This window comes from Virgibacillus sp. NKC19-3 (assembly GCF_019837165.1).
In the GTDB taxonomy this organism is placed as follows: Bacteria; Bacillota; Bacilli; order Bacillales; family Amphibacillaceae; genus Virgibacillus_L; species Virgibacillus_L saliphilus.
The window spans coordinates 50,626-70,502 of record NZ_JAGYHC010000001.1 but is presented as its reverse complement, the minus strand read 5'-3'; the positions used below and the strand labels follow the sequence as shown (position 1 = coordinate 70,502).

General features: G+C 37.4%; 19 protein-coding genes. 7 read left to right on the top strand and 12 right to left on the bottom strand.

Going from position 1 to position 19,877, the window contains the following annotated elements:
* Nucleotides 1-452: 452 nt before the first annotated feature.
* Together KFZ56_RS00345 and KFZ56_RS00340 are read right to left on the bottom strand one after the other, a co-directional pair.
* Nucleotides 453-1,142: a phospholipase A2 family protein gene (locus KFZ56_RS00345; RefSeq protein WP_222639297.1), complete on the bottom strand. Its 690-nt coding sequence runs from the start codon at nt 1,140-1,142 to the stop codon at nt 453-455.
* Nucleotides 1,143-1,382: 240 nt separating this feature from the next.
* The gene (locus KFZ56_RS00340; protein WP_222639295.1) at nt 1,383-1,592 is read right to left on the bottom strand and encodes a hypothetical protein; all 210 of its coding nucleotides are present in this window, start codon (nt 1,590-1,592) and stop codon (nt 1,383-1,385) included.
* A 275-nt stretch (nt 1,593-1,867) separates the two neighbouring features.
* Between KFZ56_RS00340 and KFZ56_RS00335 the strand changes: the two genes are divergently transcribed.
* Nucleotides 1,868-2,512 carry a sigma-70 family RNA polymerase sigma factor gene (locus KFZ56_RS00335; RefSeq protein ID WP_222639293.1) on the top strand — a complete coding sequence of 215 codons (645 nt, stop codon included), beginning with the start codon at nt 1,868-1,870 and terminating at the stop codon, nt 2,510-2,512.
* Between the two features lie 41 nt (nt 2,513-2,553).
* Nucleotides 2,554-2,784, top strand: a complete 231-nt coding sequence (locus KFZ56_RS00330) for a helix-turn-helix domain-containing protein (RefSeq protein ID WP_222639291.1) — start codon at nt 2,554-2,556, stop codon at nt 2,782-2,784.
* 653 nt (nt 2,785-3,437) lie between these two features.
* On the opposite strand, the gene KFZ56_RS00325 is transcribed toward KFZ56_RS00330, so the two are convergent.
* Complete coding sequence (locus tag KFZ56_RS00325) at nt 3,438-3,905, bottom strand: hypothetical protein (RefSeq protein ID WP_222639290.1); 468 nt, start codon at nt 3,903-3,905, stop codon at nt 3,438-3,440.
* A 543-nt stretch (nt 3,906-4,448) separates the two neighbouring features.
* Here KFZ56_RS00325 and KFZ56_RS00320 point away from each other — a divergent pair.
* A complete protein-coding gene (locus KFZ56_RS00320; protein WP_222639288.1) occupies nt 4,449-4,682 on the top strand; it encodes a hypothetical protein in 234 nt (77 codons plus the stop codon).
* Between the two features lie 68 nt (nt 4,683-4,750).
* Complete coding sequence (locus KFZ56_RS00315; RefSeq protein WP_222639286.1) at nt 4,751-5,095, top strand: hypothetical protein; 345 nt, start codon at nt 4,751-4,753, stop codon at nt 5,093-5,095.
* A 116-nt stretch (nt 5,096-5,211) separates the two neighbouring features.
* On the opposite strand, the gene KFZ56_RS00310 is transcribed toward KFZ56_RS00315, so the two are convergent.
* The 8 genes from KFZ56_RS00310 to KFZ56_RS00275 form a co-directional block, all read right to left on the bottom strand.
* A complete protein-coding gene (locus KFZ56_RS00310) occupies nt 5,212-5,424 on the bottom strand; it encodes a YaaL family protein (RefSeq protein ID WP_222639284.1) in 213 nt (70 codons plus the stop codon).
* 15 nt (nt 5,425-5,439) lie between these two features.
* Nucleotides 5,440-6,036: a recombination mediator RecR gene (gene recR / locus KFZ56_RS00305; RefSeq protein ID WP_222639282.1), complete on the bottom strand. Its 597-nt coding sequence runs from the start codon at nt 6,034-6,036 to the stop codon at nt 5,440-5,442.
* Between the two features lie 19 nt (nt 6,037-6,055).
* Nucleotides 6,056-6,367, bottom strand: a complete 312-nt coding sequence (locus KFZ56_RS00300; protein WP_222639280.1) for a YbaB/EbfC family nucleoid-associated protein — start codon at nt 6,365-6,367, stop codon at nt 6,056-6,058.
* A gap of 37 nt (nt 6,368-6,404) precedes the next feature.
* Nucleotides 6,405-8,096, bottom strand: a complete 1,692-nt coding sequence (gene dnaX, locus KFZ56_RS00295) for a DNA polymerase III subunit gamma/tau (RefSeq protein WP_222639278.1) — start codon at nt 8,094-8,096, stop codon at nt 6,405-6,407.
* 589 nt (nt 8,097-8,685) lie between these two features.
* Complete coding sequence (locus KFZ56_RS00290) at nt 8,686-8,928, bottom strand: YobA family protein (RefSeq protein ID WP_222639277.1); 243 nt, start codon at nt 8,926-8,928, stop codon at nt 8,686-8,688.
* Between the two features lie 224 nt (nt 8,929-9,152).
* Entirely contained in the window at nt 9,153-9,857 is a 705-nt protein-coding gene (locus KFZ56_RS00285) for a hypothetical protein (protein ID WP_222639275.1), read from the bottom strand.
* Nucleotides 9,844-10,725: an ATP-binding cassette domain-containing protein gene (locus tag KFZ56_RS00280; RefSeq protein WP_222639273.1), complete on the bottom strand. Its 882-nt coding sequence runs from the start codon at nt 10,723-10,725 to the stop codon at nt 9,844-9,846. Before KFZ56_RS00280 ends, KFZ56_RS00285 begins: the two co-directional genes overlap by 14 nt.
* Nucleotides 10,718-11,086 carry a GntR family transcriptional regulator gene (locus KFZ56_RS00275; RefSeq protein ID WP_222639271.1) on the bottom strand — a complete coding sequence of 123 codons (369 nt, stop codon included), beginning with the start codon at nt 11,084-11,086 and terminating at the stop codon, nt 10,718-10,720. The genes KFZ56_RS00280 and KFZ56_RS00275 overlap by 8 nt, the downstream gene beginning before the upstream one ends.
* Nucleotides 11,087-11,609: 523 nt before the next feature.
* Between KFZ56_RS00275 and srtD the strand changes: the two genes are divergently transcribed.
* On the top strand, nt 11,610-12,215 hold the full coding sequence (gene srtD, locus KFZ56_RS00270; protein WP_222639269.1) for a class D sortase, LPxTATN-specific: 606 nt from the start codon (nt 11,610-11,612) through the stop codon (nt 12,213-12,215).
* A gap of 156 nt (nt 12,216-12,371) precedes the next feature.
* Here srtD and KFZ56_RS00265 read toward each other — a convergent pair whose 3' ends face one another.
* The gene (locus KFZ56_RS00265) at nt 12,372-17,177 is read right to left on the bottom strand and encodes a MucBP domain-containing protein (protein ID WP_222639267.1); all 4,806 of its coding nucleotides are present in this window, start codon (nt 17,175-17,177) and stop codon (nt 12,372-12,374) included.
* Between the two features lie 881 nt (nt 17,178-18,058).
* On the opposite strand from KFZ56_RS00265, the gene KFZ56_RS19810 reads away from it, so the two are divergent.
* Both KFZ56_RS19810 and sda read left to right on the top strand, forming a co-directional pair.
* The gene (locus KFZ56_RS19810; RefSeq protein ID WP_309228232.1) at nt 18,059-18,943 is read left to right on the top strand and encodes an N-acetylmuramoyl-L-alanine amidase family protein; all 885 of its coding nucleotides are present in this window, start codon (nt 18,059-18,061) and stop codon (nt 18,941-18,943) included.
* A gap of 653 nt (nt 18,944-19,596) precedes the next feature.
* Nucleotides 19,597-19,719, top strand: coding sequence for a sporulation histidine kinase inhibitor Sda (gene sda / locus KFZ56_RS00255; protein ID WP_222643841.1), 123 nt, complete (start codon nt 19,597-19,599; stop codon nt 19,717-19,719).
* The last annotated feature ends 158 nt before the right edge of the window (nt 19,720-19,877 follow it).

The following is a 19,877-nucleotide window of genomic DNA, read 5'->3' as shown; positions in this document are numbered from 1 at the left end:
AGTCATTACTATGTATTCACACTCCCAATTGCCATAATTCTCCTAACAGTGGTCATGAGCACGGCAAAAATTATTTACATAATGTTATACCTCCTCCAAAAGGTCTACCTTCTCGATATAAAATAAGGCTGTAAATACCAGTTCAACTATTTTGACTAATGAGGAGATATCAGAGATATTAAAACACACCTTAAAAGAAGTATTTGTCAACCATTAAATGGAAAATTTCTTATAAATTCCATAAATGCGAAATAACCAACTAAGCCCAAAACAAGAAAGAAAATAAGTATATATACAATTTTCTTATCCATTTTTTCACTCCTTTGGGGTTTTCTATAATATTAGTAGTTGCAATTATTTCATGATTTATTGAAAAAATCTAGTATAATAAAGTGGTAAATTTCTTAACTTTAAAGAAATTTACCACTTATAAAGGCACTAATTGTTAATCATTATACACAATCTTTTTCATAAGCCCAAGTAGCAACATACCACCATCCGGGATCAGTTGTACCATTTGCACAATCCCCAAGAATTTGATCACATTCACAGTCATTATACCCAAAATTACCATAACAGCGATCATGAGAACGACAACAGCTATCTAAACTATTTATTGGCGTCCCCCCTCCAGTTGACCCGTCATCGCCACAATCCGCACCACAATGGCGATAATAATGTCGACCAGTTGCTGGGTCACTGAATGTCAGACAACCTTCATACCAATCTTGTTGAGCTTCTATATTGCTTTTTTGATTCTCTGCAAAGAAATCAAAATAATTATGATCATATGGTAGCTCTTTCAGTACATGGATTTGGTTATTTTTAACTGATGCACGCTTAATCTTTTTACTATCCAAATTAGTGTCAACATAATGAGCCACAATTTTTTTGAATGCATTGTTATTATAATCTTTAGTGGCTTCGATAACTTTCTCATCATTTTGATAAATTAGTAGAGTCTCCAATATCTTATCTTCTTGATTTTCGTAGATGAACTGTAAAGTATATCCCTTTTCCTTGATTTGATCTAAATTTATATTTAGTTCTTTTACAAGAAGTTTTGTGTCATTTTCGCCCAAGGCCTCATTAAGCAATTTTTCAGTTCTTGAAATGGATAGTTCTTCTATTTCTGCTCTCATCATCATTCCCACTTTCTATAATTTTTTAGTAGTAACAACAAACTCCAGTTTCTATTATAGTTCCGTCAGGAAAAACCTGGATTTCCTTACTACAATCTGGATTAGCATTACAACATTCCCTATCACTGTTATCGCATATGATCTCATACTGTGGAGTAATTTCCTCATTACTAACCTTCTTTTTATCTTTGGCCACTTCAGCTCACCACCTATTTGGATTTTTATAGTTTATTCCTTCACTTAGGGCACATGACTTGGCATCAAATTTATATCGTAGTACCTATGCGCAAACTCATGAACCATATAAACCTGTTTCGTTGATGCTAAAGCTAAATCCTGAAAAAATTCCCGTTCTTCCTCTGTATATGCTTCTTCAATACAACTTGCATAGAATAATTGACAGCAACGAGCTTCAGTAAAGCAGCGATATATTGTTTCAGGTGTTTTCATCTTTTCCTCCTTTCTTTGATTTCTTATATAGTAAAGTGAATTAATTCTGCTGCTTATCAACTAACCCTATTAAATTTTTGAGACCCCATTTTTCTAAATAGCAATTGGCATTAATCTATGCCCATCCAACTTAATTGGTAGCCTTAAATGAAAAGATGTAACTAATTGTGTTAATTACATTTTCCAAGGATATTTTGACAAAAATTTCAGATAAACGTTGATATAATTGATAGAAACCTGATTTATTTCACTTTAATAAGTAGGGGGTGAAATTTATGAAAATTGATAAGGATTCTAGCAGAATAGTAAAAGACCCATATAATGAAATATTGAGTGAAGTTATTGAACAAATCAAAAAAACTTTAGACCAGCCCATAATGAAGACATTTTTAGAAGATGACGAGAATGTGGAGCTTCTTATAAATGCTATGGAACATCCAACAGAATTTAATTTCAATAAGCTCGATGAAGTATTTGGGCAACACCTTCAAAAGGCAAGAATGATGAAGTATTTAATTAATTTAATTCGCATCTACTCCATTGATTTTGATAAGAAACAACGAAAACTAAATGATCGTTTCCCTTTAATAGTTGACAAACCGCTAGGAGATGAGGGAGAGGACGAGACGATCGGGAGTCTGTTAGCGACTGAAGATCCCGATTTTGTAGAACTATATGTAAAACGTAATGGGCAAGATTTAAAAGAATTTATATCATCTATGCCTCTATACCAAGCGATAGATGAATTAACAGAAAAGCAAAAGTCGCTGATGAAGCTTTTTTACGTAGACAATCTATCTAATGTAGAAATATCCGAGATTTTTGAAGAGTCTCCGCAGAACATCTCAAATATTCACCGACAAGCACTGAAAAAACTTCGAGCTATTTTGGGTTTAAATTCCAGAAATGAAGGGAAATAAAAATTAGATTAGATAGAAAATATTAGAAGGGGTGTTAAGAAATGCCTTCCGAGTGCAAAATTCAATGTTGCAAGGAACAATTGGAAAATGAGGAGGTAGAGAAAATAATTAAGGAGTTAAGCCCAAGAATAAAGAACAGTATCACAAACACGGCATATCAGGAACGTGAGGATTTAGAACAGGAATTAGCCATCAAAATCATTGAAAAAATTCAGATGTTTGAATGTAGGGACAGCCCGGGATTTTGGGACTTTGTGCAGTCCAAACAATAAGAAAGTAGGAGAAGATGAAAGAGTTCCTAACCACGACTATTTATATTCAAAAAACAAATGATGTATAAAAGCAGTGTGAGGTATAAACCGTTCTTCACACTGTTTTTAATCTGCCAAAATTAAATTAGCATGGGATATAGGCTGGATCGGAGGAAGATAGATAAATATCTTGTACGTTACAAAAACAACTCCAGGAAAAGAAATTGAAAAGTAGACGATTATTATGAAGTCATATTATTACTATAATCCAAGGAATCCAATAAGTATTTTACTACAAAAGAGTGTTATGACGGTACCTAAAGGGAAATCACGCATTAAGTTGTACTTCATCTACTTTTAGGATCTACATAACAAAGTAAAAGGAATTTCAACATTATTTTGATTCAGGTAAACAAAGGAACGCCAACAACGAGGTGATTCACTTTAAAACTTCTCCAGGTGGACAAGCACAACTGGATTGAAGATGTTCGATACATCACGAAAGATAGCGAAATAATATATGTGTATGTTTGCGACTTTTACTTTGTTTTTCATGGTTTCGAACATTTTACATATTCATTAGTAATATATTTAATTATTACCGTAATTTATTTTTCATCAATAAGGAGAAAGGACCAGAGTCGTACTAACAGTACAACTCTGGTTTATATTTATTAGCAAAAACGGTTTTTAGCTGCATCACATCCATCACCAACAATGGAAGCGCATAAATTACGACATATAGTAAAGCCAAGAATAATACCAATAACTGGTATAGCTCTACAAGCAGTTTGACAAGCAGCAACTCCACCAAAACCACAAAGAATATTAATTGCATTTTCACAAGCAGATGCCTGAGGTGAAGCTTCATTAGATAATGATTTATGAAAATCCGTTTTAACAGTTTTAGTAGAACCGTATTCTGTAATATTTAAGGTAGCATAATCATCTTTCCAGTAAGCAGTGACAGAATTTAAAAACTCTGCTTTTCCATTTTTAACCTTGTAGGCAACCACAGTAGATTTCTTTCCTTCATCTTTTTCTGTTAAACCAAAAACCAAATTTTCGCTTTCTTCAACACCCACAATTTCCAAAATTTCTGGGTGCTGAGATTTTGTTTGTTCGATTATTTTTTCAGACATGTTCAACCACTCCTCATAATTTTTGTAAAACGTTTTACACTATATAAAGTGGAAGGAATCAGAGAAAAAACAATCGTATTTAAAAAAATTTATTCTTTGAATAACATATGATAAAATAAGATTAAATCAATTAAAATAAGGAGAGAAAATATGAATATTTTACCAAATCAAGATAATGTAGGTGCTTCAAGATTCGAGCTTTGGTTATTTAAGTTTTTATATATGCTATCTTTTAAAAGGTCCAATTACTTAGAAAAAATAATCCAACAAATAGAAAAAGATTTAGAGGCAAACAAAAACAGGAGAATTTTTTAGTATATTTTCATAGACATGCGCCGCAGTAAGTCCCCATAGAGCACAAGGAACGTGTTAAAATACCACTAGCTAAACTTTTTGGCATATAGATCTCCTACTCTCCAATTATGAAATATATTACAATACACAAATGATCGCTTCTAAAGTAATAGAAGATAACCTACATTAATGATTAATTCAACAGTATACAGTTATACTGTAAAAAGGCTAATCTGAGGTGATTATACAATGAAAAAAGTGAATATTAACGACCTCAACCAATGGATAGGTGAGCAAAAATCTGAAGTGGAGCGATCAATTATTAGAAATCGCGATTCAGAAAGGCTAATTCGAACTCGCTTACGAAACAAAGATGAACAAGAGATTCTTGATAAACTCTGTATAGAGCGCTGGAAAAAAGCCAAACAAGAAGGCGAAATAAAATATTTTTCAAAACGGAAATGGTTTTATGATTTCGATTGAAGAAGCTAAAATCAAAATTGAACGATTACAAGGGAAACAAAAATTCATATCATATTTAGCCACGAGACATGGCAGATAAGTATTTGAAGTCGCTTGGCTTTGTTCGTGAAGGACGCCATTGGTATCACGATAAGCTAATGATCAGCGTTGAAATCCCAAACGACATGCTTGAAGATGCAGATAATGAAAGAGTTGTTGTTTTAGTATTACAGAATGGTCTTCATGTCTATGTAATAGGATTAGAAGATATTATGTTAAATCGATTACGCGCCTGTGTTCATTGGAATTCATCATCAGATTGTAAATGGGGCAGAAGGTTATCTTTACTTCATTTTGAACGTTTAGACCTGAACTATCTAAAAGATGTAGCTCAACGATCAAACCATCCATACAGTGAACCAATGGTTAAATAAAAAAGAGATAATTAAAGTCCTTATCCTTCTCACCACCATACGGGGTAAAGTGAAAGGACAAGGGGCCAAATATCCCCCCCTTGCCTTAGCTGTCACTTATTCTATTAATCTACCAATCACACCCGGTGCAGTGCACTAATCTTCCGATGTCTCGCTTCACGCAGTAAAAACATATATTTCGCCTGTGCCAATGCTTCTAAACGATGGCTAGTGTATGGGGATTCAATGCTTTTATCTACAATCGATTCAATTTGCTTCCACTCACGTTCTAATGCGAAAATGGCATCTAACAATTCCCCGTCCACATCTGTTTTATTTATATTCGCCATGTGCTCACCTAACTCCTATACATCTCTTCTGCCCTCTAACGCCTTCGATAATGTCACTTCATCTGCATATTCCAAATCGCCGCCAACCGGGAGACCATGTGCAATTCGTGTCGTCTTAATCCCGGATGGTTTAACAAGACGTGAAATATACATCGCTGTTGCTTCCCCTTCGATATTCGGGTTTGTAGCTAAGATCAGTTCTTCCACTTCTTCATCCTTTAAGCGATTAATCAAATCAGGTACATTGATGTCTTCCGGGCCAATCCCATCCATTGGGGAGATGGCACCATGAAGAACATGATATTTTCCATGGAATTCTTTCATTTTCTCCATAGCGATGACATCTTTGGGATCCTGTACGACACAAATAATGGATGAATCGCGTGACGTATCCTGGCAAATGGCACATGGATCCTGATCCGTAATATGTCCGCAGGTGGAGCAATGCGTTAGCTCCCGTTTTGCATTTACCAGGTTTTTCGCAAAATCCATCACGTCATCATCTTTCATATTTAAAACAAAAAAAGCCAGACGGACTGCCGTCTTTGGTCCGATCCCCGGCAATTTTGTAAAACTGTCAATCAGTTTAGAAATCGGTTCTGGATAATACATCAAATTGCCTCCCAGGACATTACATTCCAGGTATGTTTAGCCCTTTCGTGAATTGTCCCATTGTATCATTTGTTTTGTCCTCAATTTGTTTAAGTACATCATTCGTTGCTGCAAGAATCAGGTCTTGAAGCATTTCCACATCATCAGGATCGACAACTTCCTCTTTAATTTGAACATCGGTGATTTCCTTTTTCCCATTTGCGGTAACAGTAACCATTCCACCGCCTGCAGTTGCCTCAAAGCTCAATTCATGCAGCTCTTCCTGCGCTTTTGTCATTTGCTTTTGCATTTTTTGCATTTGCTTCATCATGTTATTCATATTTCCCTTCATGGAAAATACCTCCTTATAAATTAATGAACTTTTTTATTTAATCATGTATCTCCAATAAATCATCCCCAACAAGCTTCCTTGCTTCTTCCACGATTGGATCAGCCTGTTCTTCCTCTTCCTGGGGTTCGTTCTTCTCTTGATTATTTATATATTCCGTACGCAATGTTGTCCAATCCTTCTCCGGAATTGGAATAATAGTAACATTTTTATCCATGACACTTGCTAATACGGATTCAATTGTTTCTCGGTTATCTAAAAACAGCGAACAATGGATTTCATATTTAAATGCCACAACAAGCGCCTGCTCGGACGCAGCTGCCGGCTTACTATCCTGAATGGTCGCATGTGCGGGGGCATTTGTCGTTTTTAACTTGCTTAAAAAATTTGCCCATTGGGACTGCACATTTTTTAACTTAGGCTTTTCGGCTTGCCTGAGCACATCACGAATCCGTTCATACGGTATTTTATAGCCATTTTTTGTACCCCTGGATTGTGGTCTTCGTTGTTCAGGACGCAACGTAGGCTGTGGACTTTCAACAGGGTTTTCCTTCAATTTATTTAGTTCTTTCTCTAATTGAGCCAGTCTTTTCGAAAGATCGGTAACTGCTTCAAAGTCAGCGCTACTAGCCTGTTGTTCCTGTTCATAATAACGATTAGTAATGGTGATAATAGCAATTTCAATAAATACTTTCGGACTATTCGTCGATTTAATTTCCTGCTGACACTGGTTTAATTGCGTAATCGCATCTTGTATCCAGTCAATCGATACAGATTCCGTGAGCGCATTAAAACGTTCGTCTGCTCTTGCGCGCTCTAGCAATCCTTCCAGGGATCGCGTGTTTTTGTATAGTAATAAATCACGCATAAAGTATATCAGATCATATACAAAACGTCCCGGGTCTTTTCCGCTTTGAATTAATTTGTCCAAAAGCTCTAACGCTTGCTTAACATCTTTCTCATGCATTGCTCTTACAATATCTGTTAAAATGCCTTGCGAAACGCCACCTGTAACCGCCAGTACATCATCTAATTCAACCTTATCCTCACTATATGAAATAGCTTGATCCAAGATGCTTAACGCATCGCGCATCCCGCCCTCTGCCGTTAACGCAACGGTTTCCATAGCATCCGAGGAAACAGAAATACCCTCAGCGTCCAAAATGGTGTGCATGCGTTCAACCATGGATTGATTGGAAACCGGCTTAAAATCAAAACGCTGGCATCTGGAAAGAATTGTTAGTGGAATTTTATGCGGTTCCGTTGTTGCTAAAATAAACACAACATGCTTCGGTGGTTCCTCAAGCGTTTTTAACAACGCATTAAATGCATTCGTCGAGATCATGTGCACTTCATCAATAATATACACTTTGTACGGAACAGAGCTCGTAGCATATTTTACATTATCACGTATATCTCGAACATCCTCAACACTTGTATTGGATGCGGCATCAATTTCAATGATATCCGAAATCGAACCATCCTGAATGCCGAGACACGCATCGCATTCATTACAGGGCTCTTTCACCGGCGCGCGCTCACAATTAATGGTTTTCGCAAAAATCTTCGCCGCACTTGTTTTCCCCGTTCCCCGCGGACCGGAAAAAAGGTAAGCATGAGAAAACTTCTCCTGCAATATCGCATTCTGCAATGTTCGTGTTATATGTGTTTGCCCCACAACGTCAGCAAAGTTTCTCGGCCGCCAGACGCGGTATAATGCTTGATAGCTCATAATATATTTTCCCCTTTAGGATCTCTCCCCGTAATTATACCCGATATCGGGTGTAAATGTGAACCTTAAGGGTAAAACATTTACGAAAGTTTGGTGGTGGCCTTTTTTGGAGTCATTTATGTGGATCAATCAGGTGGAGGGTGATAAAAAGGTGAATCGAACCTGATTGACAAAGGGCACAGCCCAATACTACCAAATTGGAATAACCGACCATTGTGGAAAATGGAAATCCACACCCTTCAGAGCGACAATGGAAGAAATGGTCACTTTATTGGCAACTAAATTAGCCTTCACCAGTTGTATCAGCACTCTAGCGGGAGGTCTTTCACCGCCGAGATGACATACCTTCCAGGATGTTCTGAGTCGTGTTTACCCTAGCTAGGTGCGACTATCCATCGCACAAAGATACCACAGTTAAAAACACTGTGGTAATGAACCGGCTATTTATACATGCAATGACAGGGTGTTTTAGCCTATGACTTAGGTGCGTTCATATATAATCATCTTAGACCAGTAGGCAAATATGGTCATCCATTTAAACCCCCACCATCGTATAAGAAAATGTACCATCGGGCACCGATTCATTTTTTCACTCTAATTTTTCAATGTAATACGCTGAAACTCTTGGAGGAAATGATTCTTTAAGATTATCACCATATATGCGAACTTTTTGGTTGTAATTAAACCCTTTTAATATATAGTTGTTAGAATTACTATGGCTGCTAACTATAATAATTTCCGGATTATAGTTAGAAGTAATAATTCCAGTTAGTCTTGCCCACATACTAATTGGTTCATTGCCTACTCTTAATTGTCCGAACTCTTTGGCCACTATATATCCTTCTATTATTGTATAATTATCTGGTATATTATCCGAAGCGTTGTGATGTATTCTTTGTATTGTATACTGGTACGACGCAAAGGATATAATAAAAGTAATTATAATAACCAACGTAACTCTTGTATATGAAATTTGGGTGTTTATCAAAATCCCCCCTCTTAGAGAGCTGAATATGAACACTATACCTATGTAAACGGGGACTCTACCCCGTTCATTTAATCTGCTGCTGGCTGCAGTCTGATAATCTTTCTATCTCCGCGTTCCAAAGGTGCATTTCGCATAATGAGGTAGGAGAGAGACATGAATATTAGCGATATACCAGCAAGGATGTGAACAAACAAAAGATGGTCCGTAAATATAAACTCTATGAGTGGCGTCAGATCAGCAAAAAAGACTGCAACAAGTACCATCATTAACAATGCCGCAGCGCCAATTAAAGTCCTTGCTCCCCCAAGGTTAAAATAAATGGCTTGTATCATCATTGCAAAACCGAAGAGAATGAACATCCATAATACATCTACCCAGAAATACAGGAGCGGTTGAGAACCGTTAACGAGGTCAGCCATGTGGAAGAGCTCTCCTTCATTGAAGAGAAGTGGACTTAAGAAATACAATCCATTCAAAATAATCGCGCTTAGCACAATATAAATAGCGGCAGATAGAAAAGTCACAAGCATAAATTGTTTTCTCGTCCCTCCTAAAGAAAGAATATATTTATACCCTTTAAAAAGGATAAATGGATAGGCAAGGAAAATGGCATAAATAGGTCCAAAAGTTATACCTAACGTTTCATTTGCAACATTAAAGTAACTCAAAAAGGTAAACAATGCCATTAAAGCGAGCGTTACACCAATATTAATATAAAAGGTTAGATTCATTTCTTTCATGATAAGCCGAAATGGCCCTTTAAGCGTGTTCATGTTTGTTTGCCCCCTTTTTTGTAAGATTCACAAGGTAATCTTGAAGTGGTGCTTTTTCAATAGTAACGCCTGCTTCTTTTGCCTTTGCTTCCAAGCCTGCACCGAGAAAATCGTCAATCATAACATTTAATTGTTTCCCCAGTTTTCGTTCGTCAATGACCCGGCTAGTTCCAATCACTGATTTTACTGCTTCAACGGTGCCACTTAAGTGCACTCCTTGTTTTTTTAAGTCCTCTGTTTCTTCATACCGTACGACGGTTTGTTGATCGATTACTGCGATTTTTTCACAAAGTGGTTCCAGTTCTTCGATATGATGTGTCGATAACATAATTAATCGCGGATCTTCTTCGTACGTATCCAACAGTACATCATAAAATTGTTTGCGCATATAGGCATCAAGACCATTTGAAGGTTCATCCATGATGGTTACAGGCGCCTTACAAGCAAGCCCCAGCGTAATCTTAATCATGGTTTTCATTCCTTTTGAAAAATGCCTGATTTTCTTTTGCCTTGGCAGCTCAAAAAGGTCTATCAAATTTTCAGCTAATGCTTGATCCCAATTTTCATTGAAATAAGCACCAAAGCGGAGTGCATCCTCGACATCCCATAAATCGGAAAAGGGATGATCTTCCTGCATGAAAGTGACGTGATTCATTGCTTGACTATTGTTATACGGTGTAATTCCGTTTACGCTGATATTTCCTTGATTTGGTTTTTCCAACCCTGAAATCAACTTCATGATTGTTGTTTTTCCGGATCCGTTGCGTCCCCATAATCCAGTGATGATCGGTTCGTCTTCCCGCAAGCTAACGTTTTTTAGAACGTTTTTGTTCTCGTAGGAAAACCAGATATCTTGTATATTAAACATCATTGTCCCTCCTAATGAATTGAATAACTTCATCCTTTGTCATTTGAAGTCGTTTTGCTTCTTCCAGCATTGGTTGTATATATTGAATCTGGAAGTCTTCTTTACGTTTCTCCAACAACTGGCTTTTTGCCCCTCTGGCTACAAAAACCCCAACACCGCGCTGTTTATAAGCATAACCTGCATCAATGAGCATCGATAATCCTTTTTGCACTGTCGCACGATTGACTTGGTAAAATTTCGAAATTTCCGTAGTAGATGGAATTTGGTCCCCTTCTTGTAACTCCCCTTCAACAATATCATCGGCTATCATTTCAGATATTTGTTGGAAGATGGGCCTTGAGTCATCTAAAACAGCCCTCACATAATGACCCTCCCTAAGGTTGATTAGTTGATTAGTCGTGTAATCAACTATACTATAATAATGCTTTAATGTAAACAGTTATTTTTTCTCAGCTTTTACTTCGATATTACATTCATGAACAAAGGCTGGTTTAATCGTAATACATCTTTACCCATAGAAATGAATACACCAGCAGGTATGACAAACTCAAGGTTCATGGCAGAAAGGCGTAGTACTAAAGACCAGTAACTGGTATACTACCGGTACAGATTTCCTTCATTTTTAAAGAAGACTTTCATCCTCAACGCATACCATATATACGATTTGATTGCTTGTTCAATTTCATCTGATATACGATCTACACGGTGATGCAATGCTACAGTTTATATATAGACAATATTTTAAATCTGCGAAAATGGGATATAATATATGAATATGATTTCAAATATGGTAATCTTAATATAAACTTTCCATAATTTTGCTATTATTTAGTAGTAACTTATATATGCTTGTTTACTCATCCTACTTGAAAAGGAGATAATAAATGAAATCAATTGGCAAGATTTTAATACTTGTAGGAATAATACTCATTGGTATATTTAGCTATCAATTTTATAAAATGGAAAATAATGAAAAACACGCGCTAACGGAAGCAAACCAAAGAATTAATATGGATGATGAAAAGGAAAACCATATAGAAAATAGTAGCGAAGAAGAGGCTTCCGATAATTTTAAAACGAATAAAGGTGAATCATTCGCAACACTTGAAATACCTAAATTAGACAAAACGTTACCGGTCGTTTCTGGAACAGACCCTGATTCCCTCGATAAAGGCGTTGGTCATTTAAATAATTCCGTTTTTCCTGGACAAGGGGAACAAATAGTATTATCCGGACATCGCGACACCGTTTTTCGTGAATTTGGTAATCTTGAAATTGGGGATGAATTTACTGTCAATATGCCTTATGGCACCTATACTTACGAGATTAGGGAAACAGAAATTGTACCTGAAGATGATACTTCGGTCATTAGAGAAATGGGAGAGGAAGTTCTTGTAGTGACCACTTGTTATCCTTTTCATTATGTTGGCAGCGCCCCTGAGCGCTTTGTTACCTATGCATATCCGATAAACGAAGAGAGTGCAAACTAAATTATATAACTGAGAGCGTAAACATTTCCTCTATTCTTGAAGTGGAGGTCTTACAGCCAGTTGTACTGTGATGAAAGAAGAGTATTAACCTTATTTGGTTAATACTCTTTTATATTTATAAAAAGGAGGGAACACTCCTCTCTTAAGAGGATCAAACTAAGATTGTTTCTGTTTTCTTTGATAAATCATCATTAACATTGTACCAAGAGCCAATAATGACAAACCAATGAATAGTAAATTATATATATTCGTTGAAGTGTCCGGAAGTGTTTGCCCTGAATCAGTATTACCACTATCTGGATTAGTCACAGGACTTTCTAGTGATTCCGTTTTTTCATACACATACGTTACCGTCTGTGCATCCTCTCCAAACACACCGCCTGCATTTTCCGGTGTTTCAACTAATTTATAACCATCTACATCTTTTGGTATTGATCCATAGAGGTCGCCAACGTCTCCAGTCAACTCTGCTGAATCTGCGATTGGATTTCCTTCCTCATCGACATATTCCACTGTAACTGGTGCTGACTCGTCTTCATCTACTGGCGCATATACATACGTTACCGTTTGTGGCTCCTCTGTAAATTCGCCTGTTGCGTTTGCTGGTGTTTCAACTAGTTCATAGCCATCTACGTTTACCGGATCGGTTTCATAGGGCTCTTCAACATCTCCAGTTAACTCTGCTGAATCTGCGATTGGATTTCCTTCCTCATCGACATATTCCACTGTAACTGGTGCTGACTCATCTTCTTCTACTGGCGCATATACATACGTTACCGTTTGTGGCTCCTCTGTAAATTCGCCTGTTGCGTTTGCTGGTGTTTCAACTAGTTCATAGCCATCTACGTTTACCGGATCGGTTTCATAGGGCTCTTCAACATCTCCAGTTAACTCTGCTGAATCTGCGATTGGATTTCCTTCCTCATCGACATATTCCACTGTAACTGGTGCTGACTCATCTTCTTCTACTGGCGCATATACATACGTTACCGTTTGTGGCTCCTCTGTAAATTCGCCTGTTGCGTTTGCTGGTGTTTCGATTAATTCATAACCATCTACGTTTACCGGATCGGTTTCATAGGGCTCTTCAACATCTCCAGTTAACTCTGCTGAATCTGCGATTGGATTTCCTTCCTCATCGACATATTCCACTGTAACTGGTGCTGACTCATCTTCTTCTACTGGCGCATATACATACGTTACCGTTTGTGGCTCCTCTGTAAATTCGCCTGTTGCGTTTGCTGGTGTTTCGATTAATTCATAACCATCTACGTTTACCGGATCGGTTTCATAGGGCTCTTCAACATCTCCAGTTAACTCTGCTGAATCTGCGATTGGATTTCCTTCCTCATCGACATATTCCACTGTAACTGGTGCTGACTCATCTTCTTCTACTGGCGCATATACATACGTTACCGTTTGTGGCTCCTCTGTAAATTCGCCTGTTGCGTTTGCTGGTGTTTCGATTAATTCATAACCATCAATTGCTGCAGGCGTGGTTTCATATGGTTCCCCTGCTGGGCCAGCCATAGTATCAGGATTTGCAATTAGATTACCATCTTCATCTACATGCTGAATTGCTATAGCACTATCCGCTGATGGCTGTTCAACAGGCGCATATATATACGTTACCGTTTGCAGCTCTTCTGTAAAATCACCTGTTGCATTTTCTGGCGTTTCTACTAATTCATAGCCATCGATATATTCTGGTTGCGTCTCATACGGATCCTCTACTAATCCAGATACAGTATCTCTACTCACAAGAGGATTACCATCTTCATCTACATATTCAGTAACAACCGTCCCCTGTGGCTCACCTTCAACTGGTGTATATACATACGTTACCGTTTGCGGGTCTTCGCCAAACTCGCCAGTTGCGTTTTCTGGCGTTTCAACTAATTCATATCCTCCAATATTTGCAGGTTGTGTCTCATATGGATCCCCTACATTTCCAGTTACTTCTTCGGGTAAAATTAACTCATTTCCTTCTTCATCCACATGTTCTACGTTTACTGGAGAACCCGTTTCCTCGACCGGTGCATATACATAGGTTACTGTCTGTGGATCATTTGTAAATTCACCTGTTGCATTCTCTGGTGTTTCAACTAGTTCATAGCCATCTATCTCTTCAGATGTAGTTTCATATGGACTTTCTGTTGGACCAGTAATTGACTCCGTGCTAACAAGTAAATTTCCCTCTTGATCAACATGTTCAACAAACACAACACCATTGAAGGCGGGGTCCTCAACCGGAGCATACACATAGGTTACTGTCTGCGGTTCTTCTGTGAATTCGCCTGTTGCGTTCTCTGGTGTTTCGGTCAATTCATAGCCATCTACCTCTTCTGGTTGCGATTCATACGGAGCATCAATGCTTCCTGTTAGATCCTCTGATGGTGCGAGTTCATTTCCTTCTTCATCTACGTGTTCTACCGTAACCGGTGCTGCTTCATCTTCTTCTATCGGCGCATACACATACGTTACTGTCTGTGGCTCTTCTGTGAATTCGCCTGTTGCGTTCTCTGGTGTTTCGGTCAATTCATAGCCATCTATCTCTTCTGGTTGCGATTCATACGGAGCATCAATGCTTCCTGTTAGATCCTCTGATGGTGCGAGTTCATTTCCTTCTTCATCTACGTGTTCTACCGTAACCGGTGCTGCTTCATCTTCTTCTATCGGCGCATACACATACGTTACTGTCTGTGGCTCTTCTGTGAATTCGCCTGTTGCGTTCTCTGGTGTTTCGGTCAATTCATAGCCATCTATCTCTTCTGGTTGCGATTCATACGGAGCATCAATGCTTCCTGTTAGATCCTCTGATGGCGCGAGTTCGTTTCCTTCTTCATCTACGTGTTCCACTGTAACCGGTGCTGCTTCATCTTCTTCTATCGGCGCATACACATACGTTACCGTCTTTGGCTCTTCTGTGAATTCGCCTGTTGCGTTCTCTGGTGTTTCGGTCAATTCATAGCCATCTATCTCTTCTGGTTGCGATTCATACGGAGCATCAATGCTTCCTGTTAGATCCTCTGATGGCGCGAGTTCGTTTCCTTCTTCATCTACGTGTTCCACTGTAACCGGTGCTGCTTCATCTTCTTCTATCGGCGCATACACATACGTTACTGTCTGTGGCTCTTCTGTGAATTCGCCTGTTGCGTTCTCTGGTGTTTCGGTCAATTCATAGCCATCTACCTCTTCTGGTTGCGATTCATACGGAGCATCAATGCTTCCTGTTAGATCCTCTGATGGTGCGAGTTCATTTCCTTCTTCATCTACGTGTTCTACCGTAACCGGTGCTGCTTCATCTTCTTCTATCGGCGCATACACATACGTTACTGTCTGTGGCTCTTCTGTGAATTCGCCTGTTGCGTTCTCTGGTGTTTCGGTCAATTCATAGCCATCTATCTCTTCTGGTTGCGATTCATACGGAGCATCAATGCTTCCTGTTAGATCCTCTGATGGCGCGAGTTCGTTTCCTTCTTCATCTACGTGTTCCACTGTAACCGGTGCTGCTTCATACAATAATGCTTCAGGTATCGGGAAATCCCTTAGTGTATCTGCGTCATCTCCTTCTGGTTGTAATGTTGTTCTTTCATTCATTGGGAAATAGGTATCAGCAGAATAGTCTTCATGTCCCGTGTCAAGCTGGACTTTATACCTTACGTTTACCTGTTCACCTTCACCCAAATTCAACCCTTCTACTTGAATCGTCTGATCGGATAAATCAGAATCTACTACATTAGCATTAACTGTCTCTATTAGTTGTTGATCAGACTCACCGTCAATTTCTCCAGTTACGTAGTAGTCTCCATCCGATAACGTTTCATCACTTGCTTCCGTAAATTCGTTGTCACTTACTTGTAAATTAAATAATTCTCCCATTGGGTCCGTAACAACACCATTATTAATACTATTAACAACCGGAGAAGATAAATTTCGTAACATATCAGCGATTTCTTCTACATCAGAAGCCTCATAATGTTGATCTGGCGAAGAGGAAATCCCCTCCAATACTTCAATCGCTTCTTCCTCACTTGCACCATAATCTTCCGAGGTTTCAATACCTATGGAATACAAGTCAAAATCACTATTCTGAGATTGGATTCTTTCAGCTTCTTCAATTGTATCCTGGCCGTGTGTTCTTTCCGATCCGTTGTAATCATAGTAAAAACTAAATTCAAAGCCAGGTTCATATAAATCTGCTGCACCTACTATATCTCCATCTGGGTTCTCACTAAAGACTGGAACACCGTCTGTAATCGTAAAGATATATTTATTATCCGCTGTACTCTCTGCTAGAATAGCTTCCGCTTCCTCTAATGCTGCTTGTGTATATGTTCCTCCATTGTTTGTAAGGTTTCCATCCCCTGGATCCCTATCCGCTGGCGTATCCATAGGTAATTGACTAATAATATCTTCTGAATTAGTAGTCAATTCTTTATAGGATAGATCTTCTGTATAAATTGGGAAAAGAATCTCAGGTACCTCGTCATAAGGCCTATTAACTCTACCATCAAATACATCCGAACCAAACGTCACTAATGCCATCTGCGTATTTCCATTATCGTTACTACTTGAATCCAACAAATCCGTTACGAAGGAGGACGTCGCCTCGTGAGCAATACTATCTCTATTATTCTCACTCATACTATTGGAGTTATCATAGGCAAGAACAATATCCGTAGTTTCTGTTTGTTCTTTTTCTTTCCCTTCAATAGTTAAGTCAATAAAGTATTCCCCTGGATCCCCGGAATACGTAGCTTCTTTAGAAATGATGGAATCCTCATATTCAATTGGATTATCATCCGGATTAATATAAGAACCCGTTCCATCTTCTTGAATAATTTCTTCTGCTGATACCCTTTCTGCGATCAACCCATTTATAAGCAGTGAACTGATTAACATAAGGATGAGCAGAATTTTAGCATAATAACTACTTTGACTTTTTAGATAACTATACATGCCTTACCTCCCTAAAAATGTAAATGCTATGTGAAAAATGCTACGTTAACTTACACTTTTTTAGTTAGATCACTCCTCCCTATGAATTTATTGACACCTTGTTATTTGACCATTTAACACCCCCTTAAAAATTAAATTAATTAAAAGTTGAGTCCCTCCTATCTAGGTAAAATATGGAAATTATGTATTTATCAATTGTAGCATATATGATCTGTCATAATTTTGTCAAGGTATAGCAAATATTGCGGTTTTTGTAACATTTTAAAAATTGCTGGAATAAACATGTAAAAACTCAAAAGTAACTAGAATAAAATAGGTCCATTGAATCAAATATATTCAAATAATTTAAATGAAATAATAATTTATACCTATGACCGGTCAAAAAATACAGTCATTTTATTCATTTTACGTAAAACTATTGAAATGGAATATAATAGTAATTACAATTAATTAAAACTACTTTATTTAAAATCACTCCAAAACATACCAAAATAAGACAAAAACCCACTATTAAAAACAGTAGGGAATTTTAATATATTTGTTTTATTTGTAAATAGATAACAAGATAGAAATGGAGCGTGTTAAATCGACATATGCGTTAAGAAAATCGGAAGACATACAATACGAAGATGATTCCATCCAGACCTAGAGTGTAATGTGAAAGAGGAATAGTTATTACTTCCTTGTGCGAAATGAGAATTACTTGAAATCAGAACAATATATAACCGGAAAATCTTGTCATATGTTCATAGTCAACAAGAAAGTCGCAAGAATTGAAATTAAATATACTTGGAGGGAGGAAAGATTGGATAAAGCTCGTGGTACTACCCGTTTTTCGTGAGTACTCACCAATAATTTTATACGGAAAAGAGTGAGAAATTGTGAGAGTTTTATTTTCGAGTATAATCATAGCAACCATTTCATTTCTCTTCATTATTCCGACGATTGACGCTGATAATGGGGAAATATATGAGGTTGGAACATCTAACTCAAACTTAAATGTAAGATCATCTCCATCCCTAAATGCACCAGTAATAGGTGAATTACAAAGTGGCGATCAAATCAATGTCTTACAGGAATCCTTTGGTTGGGCTCAGACCTATTATGATGGAAAGGAGGCATGGGTTGCTTTACACTATTTAAATAAAGCATCTATATCCAAAGGTTCAGAACAAAATAGCAAAACAGACAACGTCTTGGAGCATCAAAAAGAGGATAATCAATCATTAGAAGGTTATAATATTGTTATTGACCCTGGACACGGTGGCTCAGACCCTGGTGCAGAGGCTGTTAATGGAAAATTTGAGAAAGATATTATTATGAGTACAGTCGATGAAATAGTAAGCATTCTCCAGGAATCAGGAGCGAATGTAATTTTGACAAGAAATAGTGATTACTTTGTTTCTTTACCAAATCGGGTGTACATAAGTAATTCATATAATACACATGCTTTTATTAGTTTACATTTTAATTCTCATCCTGTTATGGATGTAAATGGTGTAGAAACACATTATTACTCAGGCGCCAAAAGCGATGCTTTAGCAAATGCAATGCAATCGTCATTAGAACAAAACACGCCTCTTGCAAGTCGTGGCATTAAACAAAGCGATCTTTATGTCCTTCGAGAAAGTAATGCGCCTAGTGTATTACTAGAATTAGGTTTTATAACAAATCCTAGTGATCTATCAGCTATCAAAACCAAGGAATACCAAAACAACATAGCTAAAGGTGTTCTTGACGGGCTCCACTTATACCTGAATCAATAACATACGGATTGTTTTAACGTAACTTTCGGAATTTATATAGAGGCTGCTGAATACGAAACTCTTCATAAAAAGTATTCAGCAAGCCCTATATAATTTAAATGAAACATAAGAGCAACAAAACTTGACCTGAAATGGGGGTGCATAAATCTCAACCAGAAGAGATCGATGGCTATGAATTGACCAAAAAACAAGCATCGCATTCCCGAAATCATGTCATCCATATTTTGTTACTTTAAAAATGACGCATCCAGCCTTCAAAAGTATGGTATCATCATTTTTTAGTTATCCTTATTATAACACCACAGATATCTTTTGTATATCATTTTATTAAACTTTTTACACAAAATCAATCAAAAATCTCTTGCTTACAAGTACACTCGAAGGTTTATACTGGATGCGCTTCTGTAAGGAGGTCATAAATGGAATTAATTTAAAAACCTTTAAACGTAGGAGGGCGCAAGAATGGAGTAATTTATCACAGTGAACCTTTCCAAAATAAAACAAAGCAAACAACTACTGTTAATACTGTTGGTGAGGCTCTTTCAAAAGCTATTCGAAAAAACAATAGATGAATGGCACAATCGTTGCCAACATTGTCTATACAACTTACTTTTATTGAAAAAATAAAAAGAAAGGTTGTGTGTTAATTTAACATAATATCTAATGAGCTATTAATAGAAGCATATTTTGAAGCCAAATCTTTGGAATTGGACTTTGAATTTATTGAGCTATTAAAAACGGAATTAAGAAAGCGTTGTATTGAAATAGAAAAATAAAAAATAAATTCGCACAAATAGTGAGTTTGTATACGATCGAGGTGAAACAATGAATAAACAATCAGTCATATTAAGATTTCCCAAAACACTTTTAGACCGAGTAGATTACTTTAAAGATTTAAAAGGGTTTGGAACTCGTACACAAGCTATCTTTCATC